General features: G+C 39.4%; 15 protein-coding genes, 19 tRNA genes, 2 pseudogenes, 1 riboswitch and 1 other annotated feature. Of the genes and pseudogenes, 9 read left to right on the top strand and 27 right to left on the bottom strand.

Translation table 11 applies throughout. The features are described from left to right. Positions 1-185 precede the first annotated feature (185 nt). The 3 genes and pseudogenes from ACFSR0_RS10605 to ACFSR0_RS10595 form a co-directional block, all read left to right on the top strand. On the top strand, positions 186-548 hold the full coding sequence (locus ACFSR0_RS10605; RefSeq protein ID WP_379982576.1) for a helix-turn-helix domain-containing protein: 363 nt from the start codon (positions 186-188) through the stop codon (positions 546-548). A 54-nt stretch (positions 549-602) separates the two neighbouring features. Further along, positions 603-1,043: a hypothetical protein gene (locus ACFSR0_RS10600; RefSeq protein WP_379982574.1), complete on the top strand. Its 441-nt coding sequence runs from the start codon at positions 603-605 to the stop codon at positions 1,041-1,043. 459 nt (positions 1,044-1,502) lie between these two features. Next, positions 1,503-1,742: pseudogene (locus tag ACFSR0_RS10595) on the top strand (IS30 family transposase); the annotation flags it as partial. Between the two features lie 23 nt (positions 1,743-1,765). Here ACFSR0_RS10595 and ACFSR0_RS10590 read toward each other — a convergent pair. The 3 genes and pseudogenes from ACFSR0_RS10590 to ACFSR0_RS10580 form a co-directional block, all read right to left on the bottom strand. Continuing rightward, positions 1,766-2,719 (bottom strand): annotated as a pseudogene (locus ACFSR0_RS10590) (IS3 family transposase); the annotation flags it as partial. A gap of 3 nt (positions 2,720-2,722) precedes the next feature. After that, entirely contained in the window at positions 2,723-3,445 is a 723-nt protein-coding gene (locus tag ACFSR0_RS10585) for a pseudouridine synthase (protein WP_379982570.1), read from the bottom strand. Positions 3,446-3,607: 162 nt separating this feature from the next. Next, positions 3,608-5,248, bottom strand: coding sequence for a putative polysaccharide biosynthesis protein (locus tag ACFSR0_RS10580; RefSeq protein WP_379982568.1), 1,641 nt, complete (start codon positions 5,246-5,248; stop codon positions 3,608-3,610). A 477-nt stretch (positions 5,249-5,725) separates the two neighbouring features. Here ACFSR0_RS10580 and murE point away from each other — a divergent pair, with 477 nt between their 5' ends. The 3 genes from murE to ACFSR0_RS10565 all read left to right on the top strand — a co-directional run bounded on the left by murE (position 5,726) and on the right by ACFSR0_RS10565 (position 8,277). Next, positions 5,726-7,243 carry a UDP-N-acetylmuramyl-tripeptide synthetase gene (gene murE, locus ACFSR0_RS10575; protein WP_379982566.1) on the top strand — a complete coding sequence of 506 codons (1,518 nt, stop codon included), beginning with the start codon at positions 5,726-5,728 and terminating at the stop codon, positions 7,241-7,243. 127 nt (positions 7,244-7,370) lie between these two features. Further along, positions 7,371-7,790: an Ohr family peroxiredoxin gene (locus ACFSR0_RS10570; RefSeq protein ID WP_379982578.1), complete on the top strand. Its 420-nt coding sequence runs from the start codon at positions 7,371-7,373 to the stop codon at positions 7,788-7,790. A gap of 142 nt (positions 7,791-7,932) precedes the next feature. Then, positions 7,933-8,277 (top strand): hypothetical protein, encoded by a 345-nt coding sequence (locus ACFSR0_RS10565; RefSeq protein WP_379982564.1) that lies wholly within the window; start codon positions 7,933-7,935, stop codon positions 8,275-8,277. A 474-nt stretch (positions 8,278-8,751) separates the two neighbouring features. On the opposite strand, the gene leuS is transcribed toward ACFSR0_RS10565, so the two are convergent. Both leuS and ACFSR0_RS10555 read right to left on the bottom strand, forming a co-directional pair. After that, entirely contained in the window at positions 8,752-11,166 is a 2,415-nt protein-coding gene (gene leuS, locus ACFSR0_RS10560) for a leucine--tRNA ligase (RefSeq protein WP_379982562.1), read from the bottom strand. A 62-nt stretch (positions 11,167-11,228) separates the two neighbouring features. Beyond that, positions 11,229-11,439: a binding site (T-box leader), on the bottom strand. Between the two features lie 51 nt (positions 11,440-11,490). Beyond that, positions 11,491-13,440 (bottom strand): LysM peptidoglycan-binding domain-containing protein, encoded by a 1,950-nt coding sequence (locus ACFSR0_RS10555; RefSeq protein ID WP_449260604.1) that lies wholly within the window; start codon positions 13,438-13,440, stop codon positions 11,491-11,493. A gap of 221 nt (positions 13,441-13,661) precedes the next feature. Between ACFSR0_RS10555 and ACFSR0_RS10550 the strand changes: the two genes are divergently transcribed. The 3 genes from ACFSR0_RS10550 to ACFSR0_RS10540 are packed head-to-tail and all read left to right on the top strand — an operon-like array spanning position 13,662 to position 15,868. Next, the gene (locus ACFSR0_RS10550) at positions 13,662-14,327 is read left to right on the top strand and encodes a phosphatase PAP2 family protein (RefSeq protein ID WP_379982558.1); all 666 of its coding nucleotides are present in this window, start codon (positions 13,662-13,664) and stop codon (positions 14,325-14,327) included. 16 nt (positions 14,328-14,343) lie between these two features. Next, entirely contained in the window at positions 14,344-15,330 is a 987-nt protein-coding gene (locus ACFSR0_RS10545; protein WP_379982556.1) for a TIGR01212 family radical SAM protein, read from the top strand. Beyond that, positions 15,305-15,868 carry a tRNA (mnm(5)s(2)U34)-methyltransferase gene (locus tag ACFSR0_RS10540; RefSeq protein ID WP_379982554.1) on the top strand — a complete coding sequence of 188 codons (564 nt, stop codon included), beginning with the start codon at positions 15,305-15,307 and terminating at the stop codon, positions 15,866-15,868. The genes ACFSR0_RS10545 and ACFSR0_RS10540 overlap by 26 nt, the downstream gene beginning before the upstream one ends. 79 nt (positions 15,869-15,947) lie before the next feature. Here ACFSR0_RS10540 and ACFSR0_RS10535 read toward each other — a convergent pair whose 3' ends face one another. The 22 genes from ACFSR0_RS10535 to ACFSR0_RS10430 all read right to left on the bottom strand — a co-directional run bounded on the left by ACFSR0_RS10535 (position 15,948) and on the right by ACFSR0_RS10430 (position 21,370). Continuing rightward, a complete protein-coding gene (locus ACFSR0_RS10535) occupies positions 15,948-16,724 on the bottom strand; it encodes an alpha/beta hydrolase (RefSeq protein ID WP_379982552.1) in 777 nt (258 codons plus the stop codon). A gap of 12 nt (positions 16,725-16,736) precedes the next feature. Next, the gene (locus ACFSR0_RS10530) at positions 16,737-18,230 is read right to left on the bottom strand and encodes an MDR family MFS transporter (protein ID WP_379982550.1); all 1,494 of its coding nucleotides are present in this window, start codon (positions 18,228-18,230) and stop codon (positions 16,737-16,739) included. A gap of 69 nt (positions 18,231-18,299) precedes the next feature. Then, complete coding sequence (gene metK, locus ACFSR0_RS10525) at positions 18,300-19,490, bottom strand: methionine adenosyltransferase (protein WP_379982548.1); 1,191 nt, start codon at positions 19,488-19,490, stop codon at positions 18,300-18,302. Further along, a riboswitch (SMK box riboswitch) is annotated at positions 19,488-19,576 on the bottom strand. It overlaps the preceding gene by 3 nt. Before the next feature lie 123 nt (positions 19,577-19,699). Beyond that, positions 19,700-19,771, bottom strand: a tRNA-Glu gene (locus tag ACFSR0_RS10520). Positions 19,772-19,780: 9 nt separating this feature from the next. Next, positions 19,781-19,868, bottom strand: a tRNA-Ser gene (locus tag ACFSR0_RS10515). A 21-nt stretch (positions 19,869-19,889) separates the two neighbouring features. Further along, positions 19,890-19,963: transfer RNA gene (locus tag ACFSR0_RS10510), tRNA-Ile, on the bottom strand. A gap of 14 nt (positions 19,964-19,977) precedes the next feature. Then, positions 19,978-20,048 (bottom strand) — tRNA-Gly (locus ACFSR0_RS10505). A gap of 1 nt (position 20,049) precedes the next feature. After that, a tRNA-Asp gene (locus tag ACFSR0_RS10500) sits at positions 20,050-20,125 on the bottom strand. 15 nt (positions 20,126-20,140) lie between these two features. Further along, a tRNA-Met gene (locus tag ACFSR0_RS10495) sits at positions 20,141-20,214 on the bottom strand. A 12-nt stretch (positions 20,215-20,226) separates the two neighbouring features. Then, positions 20,227-20,316 (bottom strand) — tRNA-Ser (locus ACFSR0_RS10490). Positions 20,317-20,326: 10 nt separating this feature from the next. Continuing rightward, positions 20,327-20,398 (bottom strand) — tRNA-Glu (locus ACFSR0_RS10485). Between the two features lie 16 nt (positions 20,399-20,414). Next, positions 20,415-20,488, bottom strand: a tRNA-Ile gene (locus tag ACFSR0_RS10480). A 13-nt stretch (positions 20,489-20,501) separates the two neighbouring features. Then, a tRNA-Gly gene (locus ACFSR0_RS10475) sits at positions 20,502-20,572 on the bottom strand. A gap of 7 nt (positions 20,573-20,579) precedes the next feature. Further along, positions 20,580-20,652 (bottom strand) — tRNA-Phe (locus tag ACFSR0_RS10470). Positions 20,653-20,659: 7 nt separating this feature from the next. Continuing rightward, positions 20,660-20,732 (bottom strand) — tRNA-Asp (locus ACFSR0_RS10465). Between the two features lie 15 nt (positions 20,733-20,747). Further along, a tRNA-Met gene (locus ACFSR0_RS10460) sits at positions 20,748-20,821 on the bottom strand. A 12-nt stretch (positions 20,822-20,833) separates the two neighbouring features. After that, a tRNA-Ser gene (locus ACFSR0_RS10455) sits at positions 20,834-20,923 on the bottom strand. Positions 20,924-20,948: 25 nt separating this feature from the next. Further along, positions 20,949-21,022: transfer RNA gene (locus ACFSR0_RS10450), tRNA-Ile, on the bottom strand. Between the two features lie 9 nt (positions 21,023-21,031). Beyond that, a tRNA-Met gene (locus ACFSR0_RS10445) sits at positions 21,032-21,105 on the bottom strand. A 21-nt stretch (positions 21,106-21,126) separates the two neighbouring features. Further along, positions 21,127-21,199 (bottom strand) — tRNA-Ala (locus tag ACFSR0_RS10440). 18 nt (positions 21,200-21,217) lie between these two features. Further along, positions 21,218-21,291, bottom strand: a tRNA-Pro gene (locus tag ACFSR0_RS10435). 5 nt (positions 21,292-21,296) lie between these two features. Then, a tRNA-Arg gene (locus tag ACFSR0_RS10430) sits at positions 21,297-21,370 on the bottom strand. Positions 21,371-21,399 lie beyond the last annotated feature (29 nt).

Below are 21,399 nucleotides of genomic sequence, written 5' to 3'. Positions count from 1 at the left end.
ATTTCAGGTTGCCCGCAATGGCTTTTTAATATATCTTAAGCGATTTGCGGGACTATGCACTTTTGCGCTGCAACCGTGTGTACTTTTATTCTGCCATAAACAATCTATCAAAGTTTGGAAGACTTTTATCAACGGATTATTTTAATATATTTTGAATTACGTCGCAAAATACAGGGGGAGATATATTGTTTTCTTATGGTCCGTGTATAAAAGATTTAAGAGAGAAAAAAAAAATAACTCAAAAAGAGATATATTTAGATATTGTATCTAGAAATTTTTTTTCTAAATTCGAGAAAGGTGAGTACTCAATAGAAGTCACAAAATTTCACCAAATATTAGAAAGATTAAATGTTACATTTGAAGAATTTATATATATGTATGATTTGTCTTTATATAATTATTCTAATATTTCTATCAAAAATATTCTAGATATTTATTATGATTTTGATATGGAATCTATTGAAAAATTAAAGGCTATTTATAATGATTTTCATTATTCTAATTCAAATATAGAAAGAATGTTAAGTTCTGCAGCATATGCACTATAGTATTCGTATAATGTAACATCTGGAAAAGATTTTAATTTAGAAAATTGTATATATATGAAAGAATATTTGTACGATTGTGAGATTCTAAGTTTATTAGAATTGGAATTATTAATATTAACTTTATTCATATTTTGGGATGATAAGAAAGACATTTTGAAGGATTTATATAAAAAGATAATTAAAAGTTTAAACTTTTTTTGGGATGTTAATCCAGAGCTTGTAAAAAAATTACTTAGTGATTTATATATAAACACTGTTCAGTTTTTGTATTATAAAAATAAATCTGAAGACATATTTTTATTAGAAAAAACATTCAAAAAAAATTTTACTAGCGAAAAATTTTCTTTGAATATAAATATTTCATTTGATTTTTTTAATTCAGTTTATAAAAAAAATATTAAGAAATCTACTGAGTTACTAGCTTTTTTGAAAGAATATGATCATCGAAAATATACTATTTTATCAAAAATAACACAAGGGATAGTATGTTCCTGAATAATTCATTCCACCAACTTTTTGATTAAAGCTAGGGCATATTTATTACCACTAATTTAGGTGTGCGAAAAGCACATAGAATTCGGTTTGTTGAACATGATAGCATGATAATTTTCTTTATCCTTTCCTATTTACGGATACCCCTCTCCCCCCGACTATAGGTAGTGGTTTTAAAAAGTTACAGAAAAATGGATTCTATTTGAAAAAAGAGCATCGAATGGAAAACATTTGAGGGACAGATAAGAAAAGCCGAAAAGAAGGAATTCTGGCTCTCTGTTAAATATGCATGAATTCGCAAGCTCATTCATCTGAAAGGATGAAAGGCAGAAACTGTAATATACTAATGGTGGAAAGGAAAAAAGCCACCATTTTGGAAAAGAACGTTATGTCGACTGTCAAACTGGCTTGCTTTATTTCTCGAGAACCCTGAAATATAGCCAATGAGCATGTGTATAAAAAATTGATTTTAGTGGAAAATTAGAACAACTGGCGAAATGCGGTACCTATACACAAGCTGAAATGGCGTGCGAATTAGGAGGCAGCCAATCCGGAAAAATGCGCCAACTTGACTATCAACGCAACTATTACGAACAGTATATTGCCGTCTCAGGCGCAAGAATCTATAATGAAAATCGCACAAACTCGCATACGAGAGATCATCCTAAGTATTCTGTAGCCTTTCTTGCGGCTTTGGGGGATGCGGATGTTTTTCTGGACTGTTTCTAACAAATATATCCTTTGGCCTTTCGATATTGAAGTGGACTTATTCCTCCTAAGGATAACTTAATTCTTTTATTATTATACCAATGGATATAATCATCCAATTGATTGATAAATTGATTGATTGTTGTATTTGTCCAGTCACGTTGGTAAAACATTTCGTTTTTTAGTCGTCCAAAAAAACCTTCACATGCTGAGTTATCTGGTGAACAACCTTTTTTAGATATTGATCGGAGTAAATTTGCTTCATCCATTCGATCAATCCAGCCCGACCATCCGTAATGAGCTCCACGGTCAGAATGAATGATTGGATGCTCTTGTTCTTGAAGAGTAGCTATTCCATTGTCTAACATATCATTTACTACTATTGCATCAGAGTGTGTTCCAATAGTCCAACTGATAACAGCCCCGTCATAACAATCGACAAGTGGGGATAAATAAACTTTCCCTTCAGAAATTTTAAACTCAGTAATATCTGTTAACCATTTTTCATTTGGTTTACTTGCTTCGAAGTTACGGTTTAATAAATTTGGTTGTGCATGGGTAATCTCTCCAGCATACGATGAGTACTTTTTCCGTTTAGAAATTGTAACCGTCAGATTTTCCTCTGTCATCAGTCTACGTATGACTTTTTCAGTAATTATTTTGCCCATCTTTTTTAAAGCTTCACAGATTCTCCGATAGCCATAAGCACGGTAGTTGCCATTAAAAATCGTGGGAATTAACTGGCGTATTTCAGAATACTTATCCGGCTGTTCAAGTATCTGTTTTTGATAAAAGTAGCTACTTTTAGATAACTGGAGTTGGGATAGAAGTTCTTTTAAGCTGAATTGTTCCCGCAAGCCATCAATTAGTACCGTCTTTTCTTGGTTTGATAGGCAAAGTAGATTGATGGATTTCTCTTTTTTTAACAGTCCAGCCGCTCCTTCAAGTAACGCTTTTTCGAGCTGTAATTGGCTTTACGTTATTTGTTGTAACAGCCGAATTTCATCCGCCGTTAACATCCGATACTCACCTAGTGCCAAGGAGTTATCTAACCTCAACTGACCCATTCGAATACGTTTTAGATACGTCACTTTTTTCCCTACAGCTGCAACCATCCGCTTCACTTGATGATATTTTCCTTCATGTAAAATCAGCGCAATTTGAGTTGTTTCATGTTCCTCATCTACTGCTAGTATGGTCAATTTAGCTGGCAAACACTGTTCGTTTTTGTCAATTGTCAAACCAGTTGCAAACTGCTCAATATCCCGCTGTGTCATGATACCTGATACGGTTGCAATATATTCTTTTTCTACATGTTTTTTTGGTGACAAAAGTTGGTGTGCCAATTGTCCATCATTGGTTAACACTAACAGTCCTTCAGTATCTTTGTCTAAACGCCCTACTGGAAATAAATCCTCCCGGAAATCTTCATCCGCTAATAAATCCATGACCGTTTCGTCATAATTATCGACAGTTGCAGATATCACTCCTGCAGGTTTATGAAGTATATAGTAATACTCCGTTTGATAGTGAATTACCCTACCTTCAAATTGCACTTGGTCTTCCATTTCATTCACTTGGTAACGATCCGAGCGAATAATCTCTCCATTTACAGTTACACAACCTTTTTTGATAAACTGTTTCACTTCTTTACGACTTCCATATTTCATAGTCGCTAAAAATTTATCTAGACGCATGCTCGCCATCACCTCTCATAAAAAAAATCACCCCAAAATTGGAAGTGGGAAGATGCCTTCTGTCATATTGGCTGACAAATTGGGAGACATTTTGCCACTTGTCCCTATTTTTTGGATGATTTTTTCATTTATGTAACTCTTTTATGTGTACACAATGTTCGTTTATTTGATATGCAATTTCCGTCGGAGACGAAGCATTCCGGGGCCTAATAACTTGTCAGCAATTCGAATTTTTAGTGCCATATATATATAGACTGCACTTCCAATCCCTCCGACAATCAAGACCAATAAGAAGGCTGTTCCCTTATGATCCACTGAAAATAGTTGACCAAAAATCAAACGAGTTAGACCTGCTAATACGATTAAAATCATTGTCATCAAACTAATTAATACAATTCTTCTTGACGTTAGCATGCGATTGAAGCGGGTCATCTCATGCAATTTTCGGATATTCAAGTAACAAGTAACACTTAATGCAATCGTCGTTGATAATAACGGTCCATATACTTCAAATAGGAAAATAAAAGGAATCTGCAAAACTAATTTTAATAGAAACCCGATGAGCAAATAACGGACAGCCGCACGATTTTCATACATTCCTTGTAACATACTTGCTGTCAACATGAACAAGCCTAACACCAAGCCTGATAAAGAAGCCTCAATCAAGACACGGGTTCCCAAAACATTTGGTTCATAAAAAATAGTATTCAGCGGATAGGCCAATAAAATCATCCCGAAAGTCGCCGGCAACATCACAAAAAAGTACAGTTGCAAATTGTTACTAATCAAGCGCGCTAAGCCACGACGATCATCTAATGCATAGGCTTCGGTAATCAGTGGTAAGCCAACTGAGGCCAACGCTATAGCTAAACCAATCACCACCATGGTCAATTTATCCGGATTTGCTCCAAATAGTGCCAATAATTCCATCGCCTGTGTTTGTGTATAATCTGCAAACAATCTTAAGGTGTGGATAAAGGTAAACTGGTCAATTAATTTAAAAATTGTAATTCCTGATCCAACAATAATAAAAGGAATGGATTCTTTAATGGTTGTTACCAACAATGATTTGGTATCCAATACCACTTCGTCTTGACTATGTTCAGCTTTGATGTCCATCCGAACTTTTTCGTTTCGGAAATAGTAAATCAAAACGCCCATCCCTGCAATGGCACCAATAAAGGCTGCAAATGTTGACTGTGTTACCGCATCTACATAATTACCATCACGAATCTTCATAATGATAAAGGTTGTCAGCAGCATATAAAATACACGAGCTAACTGTTCAATAATTTGCGAAATCGCATAGGGAGCCATTTCGTGGATTGCTTGAAAATAGCCACGCATGACGCTCATCAAAGGAATAATTAAAAGGGCCACACTCAAAGAACGCATGGTCGGAATTAATGCCTCTCCCCCACCTGCAATTTTCGCTAAAAAAGGAGAACTGAGGTACATAATCAGTGCAAAAACGCCTCCAAAAATGGCCATTAATTGCATCGCTCGCACGAATAATTTCTTACTTGTTTTATACTCATTTCGCGAATTATGGTACGCAATTTGTTTGGCGATAGCGGCAGGAATTCCAGCCGTCGATATCATGATGAACAACGCGTAAACATTATACCCCATACCAAACAACGCATTTGCTGACTTGCCATGTTCCCCCATCCAGTAATACCACGGCAAAATATAGATTGCACCCAATAAGCGTGAGCCAATATTCCCAATGGTCAACCAGGCTGAGCCACGCGCCATCTTTTCTTCATTACTTAGCTGTTGATTGTGCTCCATTTGCTTCATCTTTTCTTCTCCATCTTCTGTCTCTACATACCTTCTATTTTAATGCGAAACGATACCAGTAGCAATGAATTTTTCTAAGACAGAGAGGGAGAGTGAACTATTTTGATAATATCTTAAGTATTCACAAAAAATTTGAAAGAAATTTAACGAAAGAAAAGTTTTCAGAAAAAATCTCCACTTTGTTGATTTTACCGTAACCTTAGCTGTTTCGATTCTAATAAGTATTTATATCGTTTTTATTAGTTATCTTATCAACCTAAACCCCGAATTTAAATATTATCTTTCGGACAGAACGATTGCGGCAAATTTGTCCCGCGCCATGTCAAATAAGGTCCAAAAAAAACACCACTTCTGTATCTAAACAAACCATTTACTTAAATCTTTCACTTGACTCATAAAGAGAACCAATCCCGATAAAAAAATTGTGGTGTCTGTGGTATAATACGTTCAATGATTATTTGTCAGAGGAGTTTATTTATGTACCAAAAAAAATTAAAAGACATTTATGCCGTACTCATTCGCGAACAGATGCTTAAAGAAATCGTTGTCCAAAATCAATGGCATATGACACTACCTGATCACCCCATTGTGGAGCATATGTTTCAATCCCTCTCTTACGATTCCCGAGAAGCAGGTGCAACAACTCTCTTCTTTTGTAAAGGACAACAATTCAAAGTTGACTTTTTGGAACAAGCCATTGCCAATGGCGTACAAGTATATATTGCAGAGCAACCCTATGAACAGATTCAAGCCGTGGGTCTCATTGTAACCGATATTCGTGAAGCAATGGCCACAATTGCACAATTTTTTTATGACCATCCAGAAAATAAGCTGACCAAAATTGGGATTACTGGTACCAAAGGCAAAACTAGTTGTGCCTATTTCTTAAAGGATATTCTTGAACAGGCGACCAATCATAAAACTGCCCTGTTTTCTTCTGAAGAGACAACCTTGGATGGTATCAATTACACTCGGTCTCATCTCACAACACCGGAAGCACTTGATTTGTATAAGCAGATGGCAACAGCCGTTGATAATGGATTGACTCATCTAGTAATGGAAGTATCCTCACAAGCTTACAAAACCAAACGTGTTTTTGGTCTAACTTTCGAATTTGGTATTTTTCTCAATATTAGTCCCGATCACATTAGTCCCATTGAACATCCCACCTTTGATGATTATCTCTATTGCAAGCGACAACTTATTCAGCACAGCAAACAGATGATTTTGAATGTGGACAGTGATTACTTTGACTTGTTAGCAGAGACTTGTACCCTTTATCAAGTTCCTTACGTGACATTTGGTCGTTCTCTGGAAGCAGATATCGAAATTCAAGATGCAGAAGATGCCCGTTCCTTCGATTTGATTGCACACACCTTAGCCTTTGCGGACTTGGAAAGTGGCTATCAATTAGCTATTTTGGGTACCTTTAATCATGATAATGCCACGGCAGCCTTGCTCATTAGTCATTTACTTGGCTTTTCAGAAAAAATCAATCACCAGTCATTGGCAAAAACCGTCATCCCTGGGCGCATGCATGTCATTGACAAACCTAATTACCCATTGATTTTGATTGACTTTGCGCATAATTATCTAAGTATCAAAGCGGTTGGTGACCTTGGACATCAATTGCGACCAAATGGAAAAGTGATTATTTTGACAGGTAGTACTGGGGGCAAAGCATTGAGTCGGAGAGCAGATATTGCCAAAGCACTCTCAGAAATTGCGGATGAAGCGATTCTAACGAGTGATGACCCTAACTTTGAAGATCCAGCTACCATCGCACAAGAAATCATTTTGCATATCCAAAACGACGCATTGCCTGTCACTGTTGAAACCAATCGTGAAAAGGCGATTGCGCTAGCTCTCAGCCATGCTTCGACCAATGATATTGTGGCCATTTGTGGGAAAGGGACGGAGAAAGAAATGAAAGTCAATGGTGTAAGTGAACCTTATTTAGGCGACTATGAAGTGATCCAACAATTAATGAAATGACCTTAATTGCTTTGTGCTTGTGAAACAATTTTGACAATTGTCTTGTTGTTGCAAGCACTTTCTTTTGTTTTTACTACTAGATGTACTATAGTGAAGTTGTAAAAACAAATAAGGAGGACGATTTTTGATGAGCAAAAAAATGGCAGTGTCAACCGTCATTAATGAAGGCGGCCGCGAAGGTGTAAGCAAGTCCTTAAATGGACACTTAGAAGTCAAAACAACAGGCACCAAAAAAGAAGGTTATACCAATCCTGAAGAATTATTTGCAGCGGGTATTTCAGCTTGCTTTAATGGCGCAATGGTCTTTCCACTAGAACGAGATGGCCTAGGTGACAAACATCGAACAGTTCGTGCAGAGGTCACTTTGTTAGGCGATTTACCAGATTTTACTACGTTGCATTTAGCTGTTCATTTAATTGGCAAAATCGACGGTGTTTCAAAGGAAGATACACTTAACTATATGAAAGAAACTGATGGCATTTGCCCTTATTCGAAAGCCATTCACGGCAATGTTGACGTTACTTATGATGCAGAAGATGGTCGTTAATCTTATATGAAAAAGAAAGAAAAGTGGCAGTTAGCACAACCTTGCTAATCGTCACTTTTCTTTGTCTTTTCAAATCTGTTTTCTGCGCACAGGTTATTTCAATGTAGTTATGAATACTAACCTAAAGAGAGGGACCTTTCTCTTGAATCGACTACACATTCGCCATGCTACACCCGCTGATGCTGCTTCCATCGCCAAGATTCATATTCAAAGTTGGCAAGAAACCTATGCTGATATTTTTTCGCAAACATTTCTTGACTCACTGCAGGTTCAAGAACGCCAGAAGCATTGGTTTCAAACGATATCAAACAACGAAGAGCAGTATTTGTGGCCGAAAAGGACGCAGCCATTGTTGGTTTTTCATCACTGGCAATGCGTCAAACGCCCAAAAAGAACTGTCCTTATCTTGCTACATTATACCTATTGCAAGCTTTTCAAAAGCAATGAATTGGTCGACAGTTATTTGACACTGTCCGAAATAAAATAAAAGAGCACTCATCGTCGTTTATGTATATTGAAGTATTCGAGCAAAACGATGCGCTTCACTTCTATCAAACATTTGGTAGCCAAATAATCGCACGTCGACCACTTATCAGTCAACACGCTCAAACAAGTGAGCTGTTGTTGCGGTGTCCAGTCGATAAAGGATAGAACAACCCTCTGCACCATAACAGCTCCCACCAAAAAGACCTCCGACTGTTCTTGAATGATCAAGAAGTCTGGAGGTCTTTTTTGAAAGAAAGAATCGTCTGGTATTCCATTTTTTCTAAGAAAACATTTTGAAATTTTTATCCCTATCAATGATAAGTTCCACACTTAATAGACCAGTTTGCTGATGGGTATCTCGCGAATCATATTAAGCAAAACCCTCGTTACTTCACTCGTCATGACAACGAGATACCGATACAACATGTCCATGCCTCTTAGGCGCTATCTGTCCTTTTCCTACCGTTTAATTAGTTTAATTGGCTACAATGTTGACCAATTTATTTGGCACCACAATCACTTTACGGATGGTTTTACCAGCAAGATAGTCTTGTACTACTGAATCATTTTGAGCGAGACTTTCAACAATTTCTTTGGCTTCGTTCATCGCTACTATTATTTTTGAACGAACTTTACCATTGACTTGTACGACCATCTCAACTTCATTTTCGACTAGAGCAGCTTCATCATAAGTTGGCCAAGGAACGTAGGAAATACCACCTTCATTACCTAAAATAGCCCATAGTTCTTCGCTGATATGTGGGGCAATTGGTGCCAATAGTTGCACAAAGCCTTCAACATAATCATAGAATAATGACTCTGCTTTATATGCCTCATTAATAAAGACCATCATTTGAGAAATCGCTGTATTAAAGTGTAATTGATTGTAATCCTCCGTTACCTTTTTTACTGTTTGATTGTATACTTTCGTTAAAGAACCATCATTAATGGTGGTGATGCGATCACGTAATTTTCCGTCTTCATCTACAATTAAACGCCAAACCCGTTCTAAGAATTTCCGACTTCCTTCTAATCCATTCTCGCTCCAACCAATTGAAGCATCTAATGGTCCCATAAACATCTCATACAAACGCAAAGTATCCGCTCCGTATTGGGTCACGACATCGTCTGGATTGACAACATTGCCTCTTGATTTGGACATTTTTTCATTGTTGCCACCCAAAATCATTCCTTGATTAAATAATTTTTGGAATGGTTCTTTGGTTGGAACAACACCTAAATCATACAGGAATTTATGCCAGAAACGTGCATATAATAAATGAAGAACCGCATGCTCTGCCCCACCGATATAAATATCAACTGGCATCCAGCGTTGCAATTTGTCATAATCTGCCAAGGCTTTTTTATTGTGTGGATCAATATAACGCAAGAAGTACCAAGAACTTCCAGCCCATTGTGGCATTGTATTGGTCTCACGACGACCTTTTTTCCCTGTCTCAGGATCAACAACATTTACCCATTCATGGATATTGGCCAGTGGAGATTCTCCGGTTCCACTTGGACGGATATCTTCCGTCACTGGCAAACGTAGAGGTAACTCTTCTCCCGGAATAGCCGTCGTTGTACCGTCTTCCCAATGAATAATTGGAATTGGTTCTCCCCAATAACGTTGACGAGAAAACAACCAATCTCTTAGGCGATAGCTGACTTCTTTTTTCCCAATATGGCGTTCTTCTAACCATTGAACGATGGTATCAATCGCCGTTTGCTTATCTAATCCATTTAAAAATTCAGAATTAATGTGAACGCCATCACCTGTAAAAGCCGCTTGATTCACATCTCCACCCTCTAAAACTGGAACAATTGCCAATCCAAATGTTTGCGCAAACTCGTAATCTCGCTCATCATGGGCAGGTACGGCCATAATCGCTCCGGTACCATAGGAAGCTAGTACATAATCTGCAATCCAGATTGGAATTTTTGTTTGATTGACCGGATTGATGGCATAGGCACCTGTGAAAACCCCGGTCTTTTCTTTTGCCAAATCCGTCCGATTTAAGTCTGATTTTTTTGCTGCTTCTTCAATGTACGCATCCACCGCTGCTTTTTGCTCTGGTGTCGTAATTTCTTTCACCAAGTCTAATTCAGGCGCAAGTACAGCATACGTCGCACCAAATAATGTATCTGGACGTGTCGTAAATACTGTAAAGTCTTTATCAGTACCGTCTACTGAAAAAGTCACATTTGCCCCTACGGATCGGCCAATCCAATTGCGTTGCATTTCTTTGATACTTTCTGGCCAATCTACCTCTTCCAAATCTTCCAATAATCGATCGGCATAGGCTGTAATTTTTAACATCCATTGACGCATTGGCTTGCGTACAACATCATAGCCGCCGCGTTCACTTTTTCCATCAATCACTTCTTCATTCGCAATTACTGTGCCCAACTCAGGAACCCAGTTTACTGCTACTTCTGCTTCATAAGCTAGACCCTTCTCATATAATTTGGTAAAAATCCATTGGGTCCATTTATAATAGTCTGGATCAGTGGTATTAATTTCACGATTCCAATCGTAGCTAAATCCTAATGAATTGATTTGACGACGAAATGTTTCAATATTTTTTTTGGTGAACTCTGCAGGGTCATTTCCTGTATCCAATGCATATTGCTCCGCAGGTAAACCAAACGCATCCCACCCCATTGGATGTAAGACATTATATCCTTGGCTTCTTTTCATTCGCGCTAAGATATCAGTCGCTGTGTAGCCTTCTGGATGACCCACGTGCAATCCTTGACCAGAGGGATAAGGAAACATATCTAGTGCGTAAAATTTAGGTTTTTCTGGTTCGTCATGGGTATTAAACGTATTGTGTTTTGCCCAATATTTTTGCCATTTCTTTTCAATTTCTTCGTGATTATAACTCACTTTCGCCACTCCTTCTTGTGCTTCAAACTAAAAACGCCCTATAAGAAGCATGACTCTGCTTCTTATAGGGCGTTTGCTTCCATTTACGCGGTACCACCTATTTTTTCCTTGTGAAAAGGCTCAACGTGATAACGGAACGACCGTATTTTCTTAAACAACTGTCTCAGAAAATAACACTCTAAGGTGAGTTCAAAGGTTTGTCCACATATTTCCACCAGCCATATGCTCTCTTAAGATTCAAACGCTCCTACTATTCCTTATCAACGTGATAGGTATTTTTTGTATGATGTTAGTCTATCAAATTTTCTGAAAAAGTTCAACGACTTACCCTAATTTCAGCGTCTGACCAATCAAAATAATATCTGAAGACAATTGATTCATCGCTTTTAAAGCATTGACTGATAATCCATTGGCTTGTGCTATTTTCCAAAGGCTATCCCCACGAGCCACTTGATAGGTCTTCGTAGCTGTACTATTACTTGATGGTTTCGTTGTTGTTACGATCGGCGTTGTAGTAGTTATTGTTGAGTTGGTAGCTTGGACCTTCAACTTTTGACCCACTAAAATCAAATCGGAACTCAAATTATTCCAGGCTTTTAATTGTGCCACTGTTACGCCATATTTATTCGCTATTTTTCCAAGATAATCCCCACCAACCACCGTATAGCTAGCGACACTACTCGTGTTGCTTGTGGTGTTACTGTTGGCTGTACTGTTATTGGTTGTGGTGTTGTTCGTTGATGTCGTTGTATTGTTGCCAATTGAGTTGGCGGCTTGAACCTTCAACTTCTGACCGATTAAAATCAAATCAGAGCTCAATCCATTCCAAGCTTTCAATTGCGCCACCGTTACACCATATTTATTCGCTATTTTACTCAAATAATCGCCACTGACTACTGTGTATGTCGTCGCGGTTGTATTGGTATTTGTATTGGTATTTGTGTTGGTGTTGGTATTCGATGTGGTATTCGTATTGCTTGTGCTAGTGGCATTCACTTTTAACTTCTGACCCACTAAAATCAAGTCGGAGCTTAATCCATTCCAAGCTTTCAATTGCGCCACCGTTACACCATATTTATTCGCTATTTTACTCAAATAATCGCCACTGACTACCGTGTATGTCGTCGCGGTTGTATTGGTATTTGTATTGGTATTGGTATTTGTATTGGTATTGGTATTTGTGTTGGTATTCGATGTGGTATTAGTGCTGCTCGTGCTAGTGGCATTCACTTTTAACTTCTGACCCACTAAAATCAAATCGGAACTCAAATTATTCCAAGTTTTTAATTGTGCTACTGTTACACCATATTTACTCGCTATTTTACTCAAATAATCGCCACTGACTACCGTGTATGTCGTCGCGGTTGTATTGGTATTGGTATTTGTGTTGGTATTCGATGTGGTATTAGCGCTGCTTGTGCTAGTGGCATTCACTTTTAACTTCTGACCCACTAAAATCAAATCGGAACTCAAATTATTCCAAGTTTTTAATTGTGCTACTGTTACACCATATTTACTCGCTATTTTACTCAAATAATCGCCACTGACTACCGTATATGTTGTTGTTGTCGTGACTGTATCCTCTGTTGCTGTATCCGATACGCCGGAACTTGGCGTATCATATTGCGTCAAATTGTACTGAGTAATAACCCGGTTTAACACTGTAGCATAATTGGGGGCAGTCGCGTATCGACCAGTCAACCATGCTGTCGCATCTGCATAAGAATTGGTGTTGCTTTTCCATGCACCTGCATAATAGTAATTTCCACCGAATGAAACATTCTTGATGACATAGGCATTATCTTGAAAGGATTCTGCGTAAGAAGGGTATTGACGAAATGGTTCGTTTTTTGTCACGTATTCCCCATTTAAATACTCTTGCGTATTCATATAAACTGTTTGACCATTGTAGCTGCCTTTAATCCCGAATAAATTATAATTAGGAGCTTGCGATAGTGCACTTTGTCCCCAACCACTTTCCACAATTGCTTGAGCAATCATGACAGATGCATATAGATCATTCGCATTGGCAATTGGTGTTGCAAATGCTGCTAAGGTATGAATAAAACTTGTTTGGCTGTACGTGGATGCAGTATATCCACTCGTTGATTCTGTCGCCAAAACAGCTTTGACCGGTAATAGTGGTGCGATGACCGAACAAGCTGTCATTGCAGTTCCCATTAACGCTGCCTGTTGTTTCATAAGTTGGTAGCGACGAGCTGATTTTGTTTGTTTATTATGTATGGTCTTACGAGATTCCGCCTCTTTCATCATTTCCCCTCCAATTTCTCGAAACTATCTTTAGTATAACTTTAACTATTCCTTAATAAAAGCTTAAACAATCAATTTTCCCAAATGTAATTTCTTTGTAATCTAACGTCCTTTCATGTAATAAAACGAAGCCTACCTTGCGAGTACTCACTAATGTTAACTTGCCGTTTCAAAGCTATGGTATAATAGTCACACGTTTATTTTGATTTGAAAGGAATTGTTTCATGCAAACTTCACAACAAACCACCAAGTTATATAGTCAATTTATTGGTAGCTGCTTTCTGTTGCTTTTCATGTTTCTTGGCTATACTGTCAAATTCTATCCGCATTGGTTGCATTCATTTGACCAAAAAATAACCAATCTTGTCCGCTTTGACTATCCCCATTGGCATTCTTTTTTTCTTTGGGTAACCAAGTTTGGCAATCCTTCTACCATGACTATTCTCTTTGTTACTTTTCTTTGCCTTTTTCTTTTCTGGAAAAAATATGCTGAAGCATTATGGCTTAGTTTAGGTGTCATTGGAATGGCTGCTATTTTTAATCCGCTGATTAAACTCTTTTTTATGCGCCCACGCCCGACCCTTTTGCATTTGGTTACGGAAAATAGTTTTAGTTTTCCTAGTGGTCACGCAAATGGTAGTATGATTTTTTATGGTACCTTGTGCCTTTTCATTCCATTTTTTATTGATTCACCTTGGATAAAATGGGGATTGCGTGCCATTTGTATTTTTCTGATTCTTAGCATTGGAATTAGCCGCATCTACTTAGGTGTTCATTACCCAAGTGATATTCTTGCAGGCTATTCAGAAGGCCTTGCATGGCTGGGTTTCACGTATCCTCTCTTCAAAAAAAAACGATTTATTTGGCGATTTACTCAAAAACAAAGTTGAAAGAAGATGAATGAGCATGAGTAATTCTTTTTATCATGATAGTGCTGGCAAACGATATCATACATGGAATGGTGCACTTCGCGATAAATTCGGTGGGAAATTATTTAAGGTGCCTATTGATGGTGGATTTGACTGCCCCAATCGAGATGGCACTGTCGCACATGGTGGCTGTACTTTTTGTAGTGTTTCTGGTTCAGGTGATATGATTGTTGCCCCCCACGACCCTCTACCACAACAATTTTATAAAGAAGTCGATCAAATGCACAAAAAGTGGCCTGGTGTCGCTCAATATATTGTCTATTTTCAAAATTTTACCAATACCCATGCACCAATCGCGATTATTCGAGAACGCTTTGAACAAGTCATTAATCTGCCTGGCGTTGTCGGTCTTTCGATTGGTACTAGACCAGATTGTTTACCAGACGAGGTCGTCGAGTATCTGGCTGAGTTAAACAAACGACTATATCTCTGGGTGGAATTAGGCTTACAGACAACCTTTGACCAAACAAGCCAACTGATCAATCGGGCGCATTCCTATCAAATCTATCTTGAAGGAGTAGAAAAACTGCGCAAGCATAACATTCGTGTTTGTACCCATCTTATTAATGGCCTTCCCGGAGAAACCTATGACATGATGATGATGAATGTTCAACGCACGATTCAGGACTCAGACATACAAGGCATCAAGTTGCATTTGCTCCATCTAATGAGAAATACGCGGATGATTCGAGATTACCATGAAGGCCGTCTGCAATTATTATCAAAAGATACCTATATTTCTCTTATTTGTGATCAGTTAGAAATCATTCCCCAAAATATCATCATTCATCGCTTAACAGGTGATGCTCCTTGGGATTCTTTAATTGGCCCTATGTGGAGTTTACAAAAATGGGAAGTTTTAAATGCAATCGACCATGAATTGGAGAGAAGAAACAGTTTTCAAGGAAAATTATTACAACAGAAAGAAGCCAAAAAAAATGCTACCTACAGCGCTAACCTATAGTCATCAATTAGCAAAAGAAATTGTGGCACCTGGTGATTGTGTTGTCGATGCTACAATGGGCAACGGACATGACACCTTGTTTTTAGCCCAACTAGTTGGAACAAGTGGGCAAGTCTATGCCTTTGATGTCCAAGAACAAGCCGTAGCATCGACCAAAAAAAGACTAGTCGCGGCGAAGATGTTCTCACAAACCAAATTGATTCATGCTGGTCACGAAAATTTCGCACATTTTTTTCCAGCCAACACTTCCATGAAACTAGCCATATTCAATCTGGGTTATTTGCCGAATAGTGACAAAACAATTATTACAAATAGTAAAAATACATTAGCAGCCGTCAATCAAATGCTACCCGTTTTGTCACCAAATGGTCGAATTATACTGGTTGCCTACTATGGTCATCCGGGTGGTCACGAAGAATTAAGCCAATTACAAACTTTTTGCCAAACCTTACCGCAAGAAATGTATCAAGTAATGACCTATCAATTTATCAATCAACGCAACTCACCACCTCTCTTGTTTTGTATCGAAAAAAAATAACTAAACTGACAAAAAGAGTGATCAACAATTCCTGTTGACCACTCTTTTTTCCTTTATACTGTTTATTCCTTTATACTGTTTATTCCTCTAGCCACTCTAAAACACGCTGAATCCAATGATCCCAAAAATCCCAGTTGTGCACACCAGGGCCTTCTTCATACGTCACGGCAATGCCTTTTTCTTTCATTTTTTGAACAGCATACTGGCTGGCAGGGTATAACGGGTCTTGCGTTCCAACACAAACAAATACACGTGGAGCTTGAGCAACATCCACTTGTTGAATTAAATGAATGGGATCATTTTCCGATCCTCTAAACTGATGCACATCTCCGAAGATACCCGTCCAATAAGCTGGATTCGGCAATTCTTCAAACTGTTCAAGCATTTCAGCAAGGGCTAGTGCACCGGATAAGGAAGCAATCGCGCCAAATTTTTCTGGACAGCGCATCCCTAATTTTAATGCACCATAGCCACCCATAGATAGACCAACCGCATATGTTTTTTCTCTTTTCCTCGTTAATTGCGGGAAAAGTTCCTGGCAAATAGCTGGTAGTTCTTCTGAAATAAAGGTCCAATAATTCATCCCAAATGTTGTATCTGTGTACCAACCTAAATCTGTCGAAGGCATGATGACTGCCAGTCCTTTGTCCGCAACATAGCGCTCAATCGATGTGCGCCGCTGCCAAACACTATGGTTTCCATGCATTCCGTGCAAAAGATAGACCACTGGAATATCTTCGGTCTTCCCGGCCTGATTCGTCCCGAATGCCTTTTCTGTTTTTTGAGGAAGAATTACATTGACCATCACTTCCATCTGCAACACATTTGAGAAAATATTTGCTTGTAAAAAAGCCATTCTATCACCCACCTATTTCTTTGTACCCATTGTACCAGTTTTTTGATTTAATGTAAGGGAAAAAATAATTGCAACAATGACCAGTAAAATTGCCAGTCCATAGATACTATGCAACCCTTGATACAAGACATGACGCAATGCTTGCAATGATTCAGCAGGCAATGATTCAGCAGGCAATAATTTCGCCGTATGTGGGTTAACCAATTGATTCATCGCATCTTCAGGAACTGGAATCGTGAGCTTTGCTAAATGATTGGCCGTTGAGGTATTAAAAATAATACCAAATACAGCAATCATTATGGTTTGACCCAACGTTTTGGCTAGCGTATTGAATGAAGTCGCTACACCTAGCTGTTCATGTGCCACACTATTTTGGGCACTCACCGTCGTGACAACAATTGTCGCACCCATCCCGATGCCTATCACACCTGAAATCATCAAGAAAACATAAAAAGGAGTTGTAAAAGGCATGAGAAATAGTAATATTCCTCCCACAAGTGTTATCAATAATGCAATCAACAAATTTTTTCGTAAAGAAAAAATGCCCAACCAACGGCTTGCTACTGATGATCCATACACCCAAAGAATTGATTGTGGTGCTAATACAAGTCCTCCGATAGCTGCACTCATTCCTAAAACACCTTGCATCCACATCGGTATGTACACTTCAACACCCATCAAAAAGCCACTCACCAATGCGGCAATAACATTTACGACAACGAAGACACGATTCCGAAATAAGTCTAGAGAAATTAATGGATCTTCTACCCGCTTTTCAATTTGAATAAAGGAAAGAATCCCCAGAATACTAATAGCAAAAAAGAATCCCACCCGCAACGATGGGCCTTCATCTCCCAAATATTGAATACCAATCAAAAAAAACATAAGCGTAATCATAGAGACGAAACTTCCAAGAATATCCATTTTCTTTCTCAACTTTGGCCTTTTTTCTTCAATTAAATACTTTCCTATCAACCAAATGAGTAAGAAACCTATTGGTACATTAATAAAGAAAATCCAATGCCAACTAAACACATCTACTACGATTCCACCAGCTAACGGCCCAACAACGCTCGCTACTCCCCAAGCTGTACTAGTTAGACCAAGTATTTTCCCTCTCTTTTCAGGTGAATACAGGTCAGCCACGATGGTAAATGCAACTGGCATCATCGCTCCGGCCCCAATTCCTTGAATTGCCCTTGCAACAATCAAATGAATCATTGAATAAGAAAGACCACAAAAAGCTGATCCGATCATAAAAATAATTGTACCAAATAAAAAAACAGGCTTCCTTCCAATCATATCGGCAAGTTTTCCATATACAGGTGTTAACATGGCATTTGTTAACAAATAAATAGAAAAAACCCAATTCATTATTTCAATTCCTTTGAGTGAACCGACGATTGTTGGCATGGCTGTAGTGACGATTGTTCCTTCAATTGCTGTCATAAAAGTTGCTACAAAAACCGCAGCTGTAACCGCACGAATATTTGTTTTTTTCTCCATATCATCCTCCAAAAAATACATAAAAAAACTTCTATTAAGAGCTAAACACTCTCAATAGAAGTCGCCTCTTTATTCCTTCACACTTGCCAATAATGCATCAACTTTATCCGTGTGCTCCCAAGGCAAATCGATATCTGTACGACCAAAATGTCCATACGCTGCTGTTTGTTTATAAATAGGACGACGTAAATTCAACATTTCAATAATTCCCGCTGGTCGTAAATCAAAATTCTTACGAACGGCTTCAATCAACTTGTCTGTAGCCACAATTCCTGTACCAAATGTATTAATACTGATGGAGACGGGTTGTGCAACACCAATCGCGTAGGCTAACTGAACTTCTACTTTACTTGCTAATTTTGCTGCAACAATATTTTTGGCAATATATCTGGCAGCATAGCTAGCCGATCGATCCACCTTTGTCGCATCTTTTCCAGAGAACGCTCCGCCGCCATGTCGGGCATAACCACCATACGTATCCACAATGATTTTTCTTCCCGTTAAACCTGCATCCCCTTGAGGACCCCCGATAACAAAACGTCCTGTTGGATTAATATAGTATTTTGTCTGTTCATCCAGCAATTCATTAGGAATGACTGCTTTAATGACTTTTTCAATGACATCTTTATGAATGGTTTCATTGGAAACTTCTTCATCATGTTGGGTGCTAATAACCACAGTATCGATGCGCAACGGTTTCCCGTTCTCATCATATTCTACTGTCACTTGAGATTTTGCATCTGGACGCAAATAGTTCAATGCACCTGTTTTTCGCAATTCTGCTAATTTCCGAACCAAACGATGACTCAAAGCTATTGGTAACGGCATTAATTCAGGTGTTTCATCCACAGCAAAACCAAACATTAGACCTTGGTCACCTGCGCCAATTTCATCTAATTTGTCCCCTTGCGAGCCGCGAATTTCTAGTGCTTCATTCACACCTTGAGCAATATCCGGCGACTGCTCATCGAGAGCTACTAATACTGCAACATTATCCCCATCAAAGCCATATTTTGCTCGAGTATAGCCAATATCTTTGATTGTTTGACGGACAACTTTCTGAATATCCACGTAGGCTTTCGTGGATACTTCACCAAAAACAAGAACCAAGCCAGTGGTGACTGACGTTTCACAAGCTACACGGGCTTCCGGATCTTTTTCGACAATCGCATCCAAAATCGCATCACTGATTTGATCAGCAACCTTATCTGGATGACCTTCAGAAACAGATTCTGAAGTAAATAAGTGTTTTTCTGACATTTTTATTCCCCCTAAATATCTATTCGGTTACAAGGCATCTTCGCTCTTCGTTCATATGCGAATCCTTTCGGGAACTTGCAACGAGTTGATTATACCACGTTTCTCTTTGAAAAAGCACTACTTGAAATGAAATTAGTCAGAACTCACATATGAGATATCCACTTCATTATTTTTGAAAATAAAAAAAAGCATTCCTAAGAATGCTTCTATGATCCGTACGGGAATCGAACCCGTGTTACCGCCGTGAAAGGGCGGTGTCTTAACCGCTTGACCAACGGACCATGCTAAAACGGAGAAGGAGGGATTTGAACCCTCGCGCCAGTTTCCCGACCTACACCCTTAGCAGGGGCGCCTCTTCAGCCACTTGAGTACTTCCCCAAAACCAAATATTTGAAACTATGGGCCTAAATGGACTCGAACCATCGACCTCACGCTTATCAGGCGTGCGCTCTAACCAGCTGAGCTATAGGCCCATTTAAAAACTAAAAGCGGGTGACGAGAATCGAACTCGCGACAACAGCTTGGAAGGCTGTAGTTTTACCACTAAACTACACCCGCATGGCGGTCCCGACGGGAATTGAACCCGCGATCTCCTGCGTGACAGGCAGGCATGTTAACCCCTACACCACGGAACCATATTTAGTTTTTAATTGCGGGAGTAGGATTTGAACCTACGACCTTCGGGTTATGAGCCCGACGAGCTACCAGACTGCTCCATCCCGCGATAATAAGAAAAAGGAGGATAAGGGATTCGAACCCTTGCACGGTTTTACCCGCCTGACGGTTTTCAAGACCGTTCCCTTCAGCCGGACTTGGGTAATCCTCCACAAGATATATGATCCGTACGGGAATCGAACCCGTGTTACCGCCGTGAAAGGGCGGTGTCTTAACCGCTTGACCAACGGACCAAAAAATAAAAATATATGGGCCTAAATGGACTCGAACCATCGACCTCACGCTTATCAGGCGTGCGCTCTAACCAGCTGAGCTATAGGCCCATTTAAAAACTAAAGCGGGTGACGAGAATCGAACTCGCGACAACAGCTTGGAAGGCTGTAGTTTTACCACTAAACTACACCCGCATAAGAATGGCGCGGGACAGAATCGAACTGCCGACACATGGAGCTTCAATCCATTGCTCTACCAACTGAGCTACCGAGCCAAAAAAGCGGTCCCGACGGGAATTGAACCCGCGATCTCCTGCGTGACAGGCAGGCATGTTAACCCCTACACCACGGAACCATATTTAGTTTTTAATTGCGGGAGTAGGATTTGAACCTACGACCTTCGGGTTATGAGCCCGACGAGCTACCAGACTGCTCCATCCCGCGATAATAAGAAAAAGGAGGATAAGGGATTCGAACCCTTGCACGGTTTTACCCGCCTGACGGTTTTCAAGACCGTTCCCTTCAGCCGGACTTGGGTAATCCTCCATATGTGTTGCTTACAATGCCGCTATGGACCTTGTAGGACTCGAACCTACGACCGGACGGTTATGAGCCGTCTGCTCTAACCAACTGAGCTAAAGGTCCAGGCTCTAATCGCGGCGAAGGGGATCGAACCCCCGACCTCCCGGGTATGAACCGGACGCTCTAGCCAGCTGAGCTACACCGCGAAAATCATATTAAAATGATAATGGAGCCTAGCGGGATCGAACCGCTGACCTCCTGCGTGCAAAGCAGGCGCTCTCCCAGCTGAGCTAAGGCCCCTTTAAAACTAAGTATAAATCGGGAAGACAGGATTCGAACCTGCGACCCCTTGGTCCCAAACCAAGTGCTCTACCAAGCTGAGCTACTTCCCGATGAACGCGCCCAAGAGGAGTCGAACCCCTAACCTTTTGATCCGTAGTCAAACACTCTATCCAATTGAGCTATGGGCGCATCTTTTTAATGCCGAGGACCGGAATCGA

Source organism: Enterococcus camelliae (genome assembly GCF_042685105.1).
Classification (GTDB): Bacteria; Bacillota; Bacilli; order Lactobacillales; family Enterococcaceae; genus Enterococcus_G; species Enterococcus_G camelliae.
Note: the sequence above shows the minus strand (reverse complement) of the source record. Positions and strands in the feature narration are given on the sequence as shown.

What these genes read in the sequence shown, in the direction of transcription:
- ACFSR0_RS10600 (WP_379982574.1), top strand. Translation starts at nt 603, where the DNA reads ATGAAAGAATATTTGTACGATTGTGAGATTCTAAGTTTATTAGAATTG.
- ACFSR0_RS10585 (WP_379982570.1), bottom strand. Translation starts at nt 3,445, where the DNA reads ATGCGTCTAGATAAATTTTTAGCGACTATGAAATATGGAAGTCGTAAA.
- ACFSR0_RS10580 (WP_379982568.1), bottom strand. Translation starts at nt 5,248, where the DNA reads ATGAAGCAAATGGAGCACAATCAACAGCTAAGTAATGAAGAAAAGATG.
- murE (WP_379982566.1), top strand. Translation starts at nt 5,726, where the DNA reads ATGTACCAAAAAAAATTAAAAGACATTTATGCCGTACTCATTCGCGAA.
- ACFSR0_RS10570 (WP_379982578.1), top strand. Translation starts at nt 7,371, where the DNA reads ATGAGCAAAAAAATGGCAGTGTCAACCGTCATTAATGAAGGCGGCCGC.
- ACFSR0_RS10555 (WP_449260604.1), bottom strand. Translation starts at nt 13,440, where the DNA reads ATGATGAAAGAGGCGGAATCTCGTAAGACCATACATAATAAACAAACA.
- ACFSR0_RS10550 (WP_379982558.1), top strand. Translation starts at nt 13,662, where the DNA reads ATGCAAACTTCACAACAAACCACCAAGTTATATAGTCAATTTATTGGT.
- ACFSR0_RS10545 (WP_379982556.1), top strand. Translation starts at nt 14,344, where the DNA reads ATGAGTAATTCTTTTTATCATGATAGTGCTGGCAAACGATATCATACA.
- ACFSR0_RS10540 (WP_379982554.1), top strand. Translation starts at nt 15,305, where the DNA reads ATGCTACCTACAGCGCTAACCTATAGTCATCAATTAGCAAAAGAAATT.
- ACFSR0_RS10535 (WP_379982552.1), bottom strand. Translation starts at nt 16,724, where the DNA reads ATGGCTTTTTTACAAGCAAATATTTTCTCAAATGTGTTGCAGATGGAA.
- ACFSR0_RS10530 (WP_379982550.1), bottom strand. Translation starts at nt 18,230, where the DNA reads ATGGAGAAAAAAACAAATATTCGTGCGGTTACAGCTGCGGTTTTTGTA.
- metK (WP_379982548.1), bottom strand. Translation starts at nt 19,490, where the DNA reads ATGTCAGAAAAACACTTATTTACTTCAGAATCTGTTTCTGAAGGTCAT.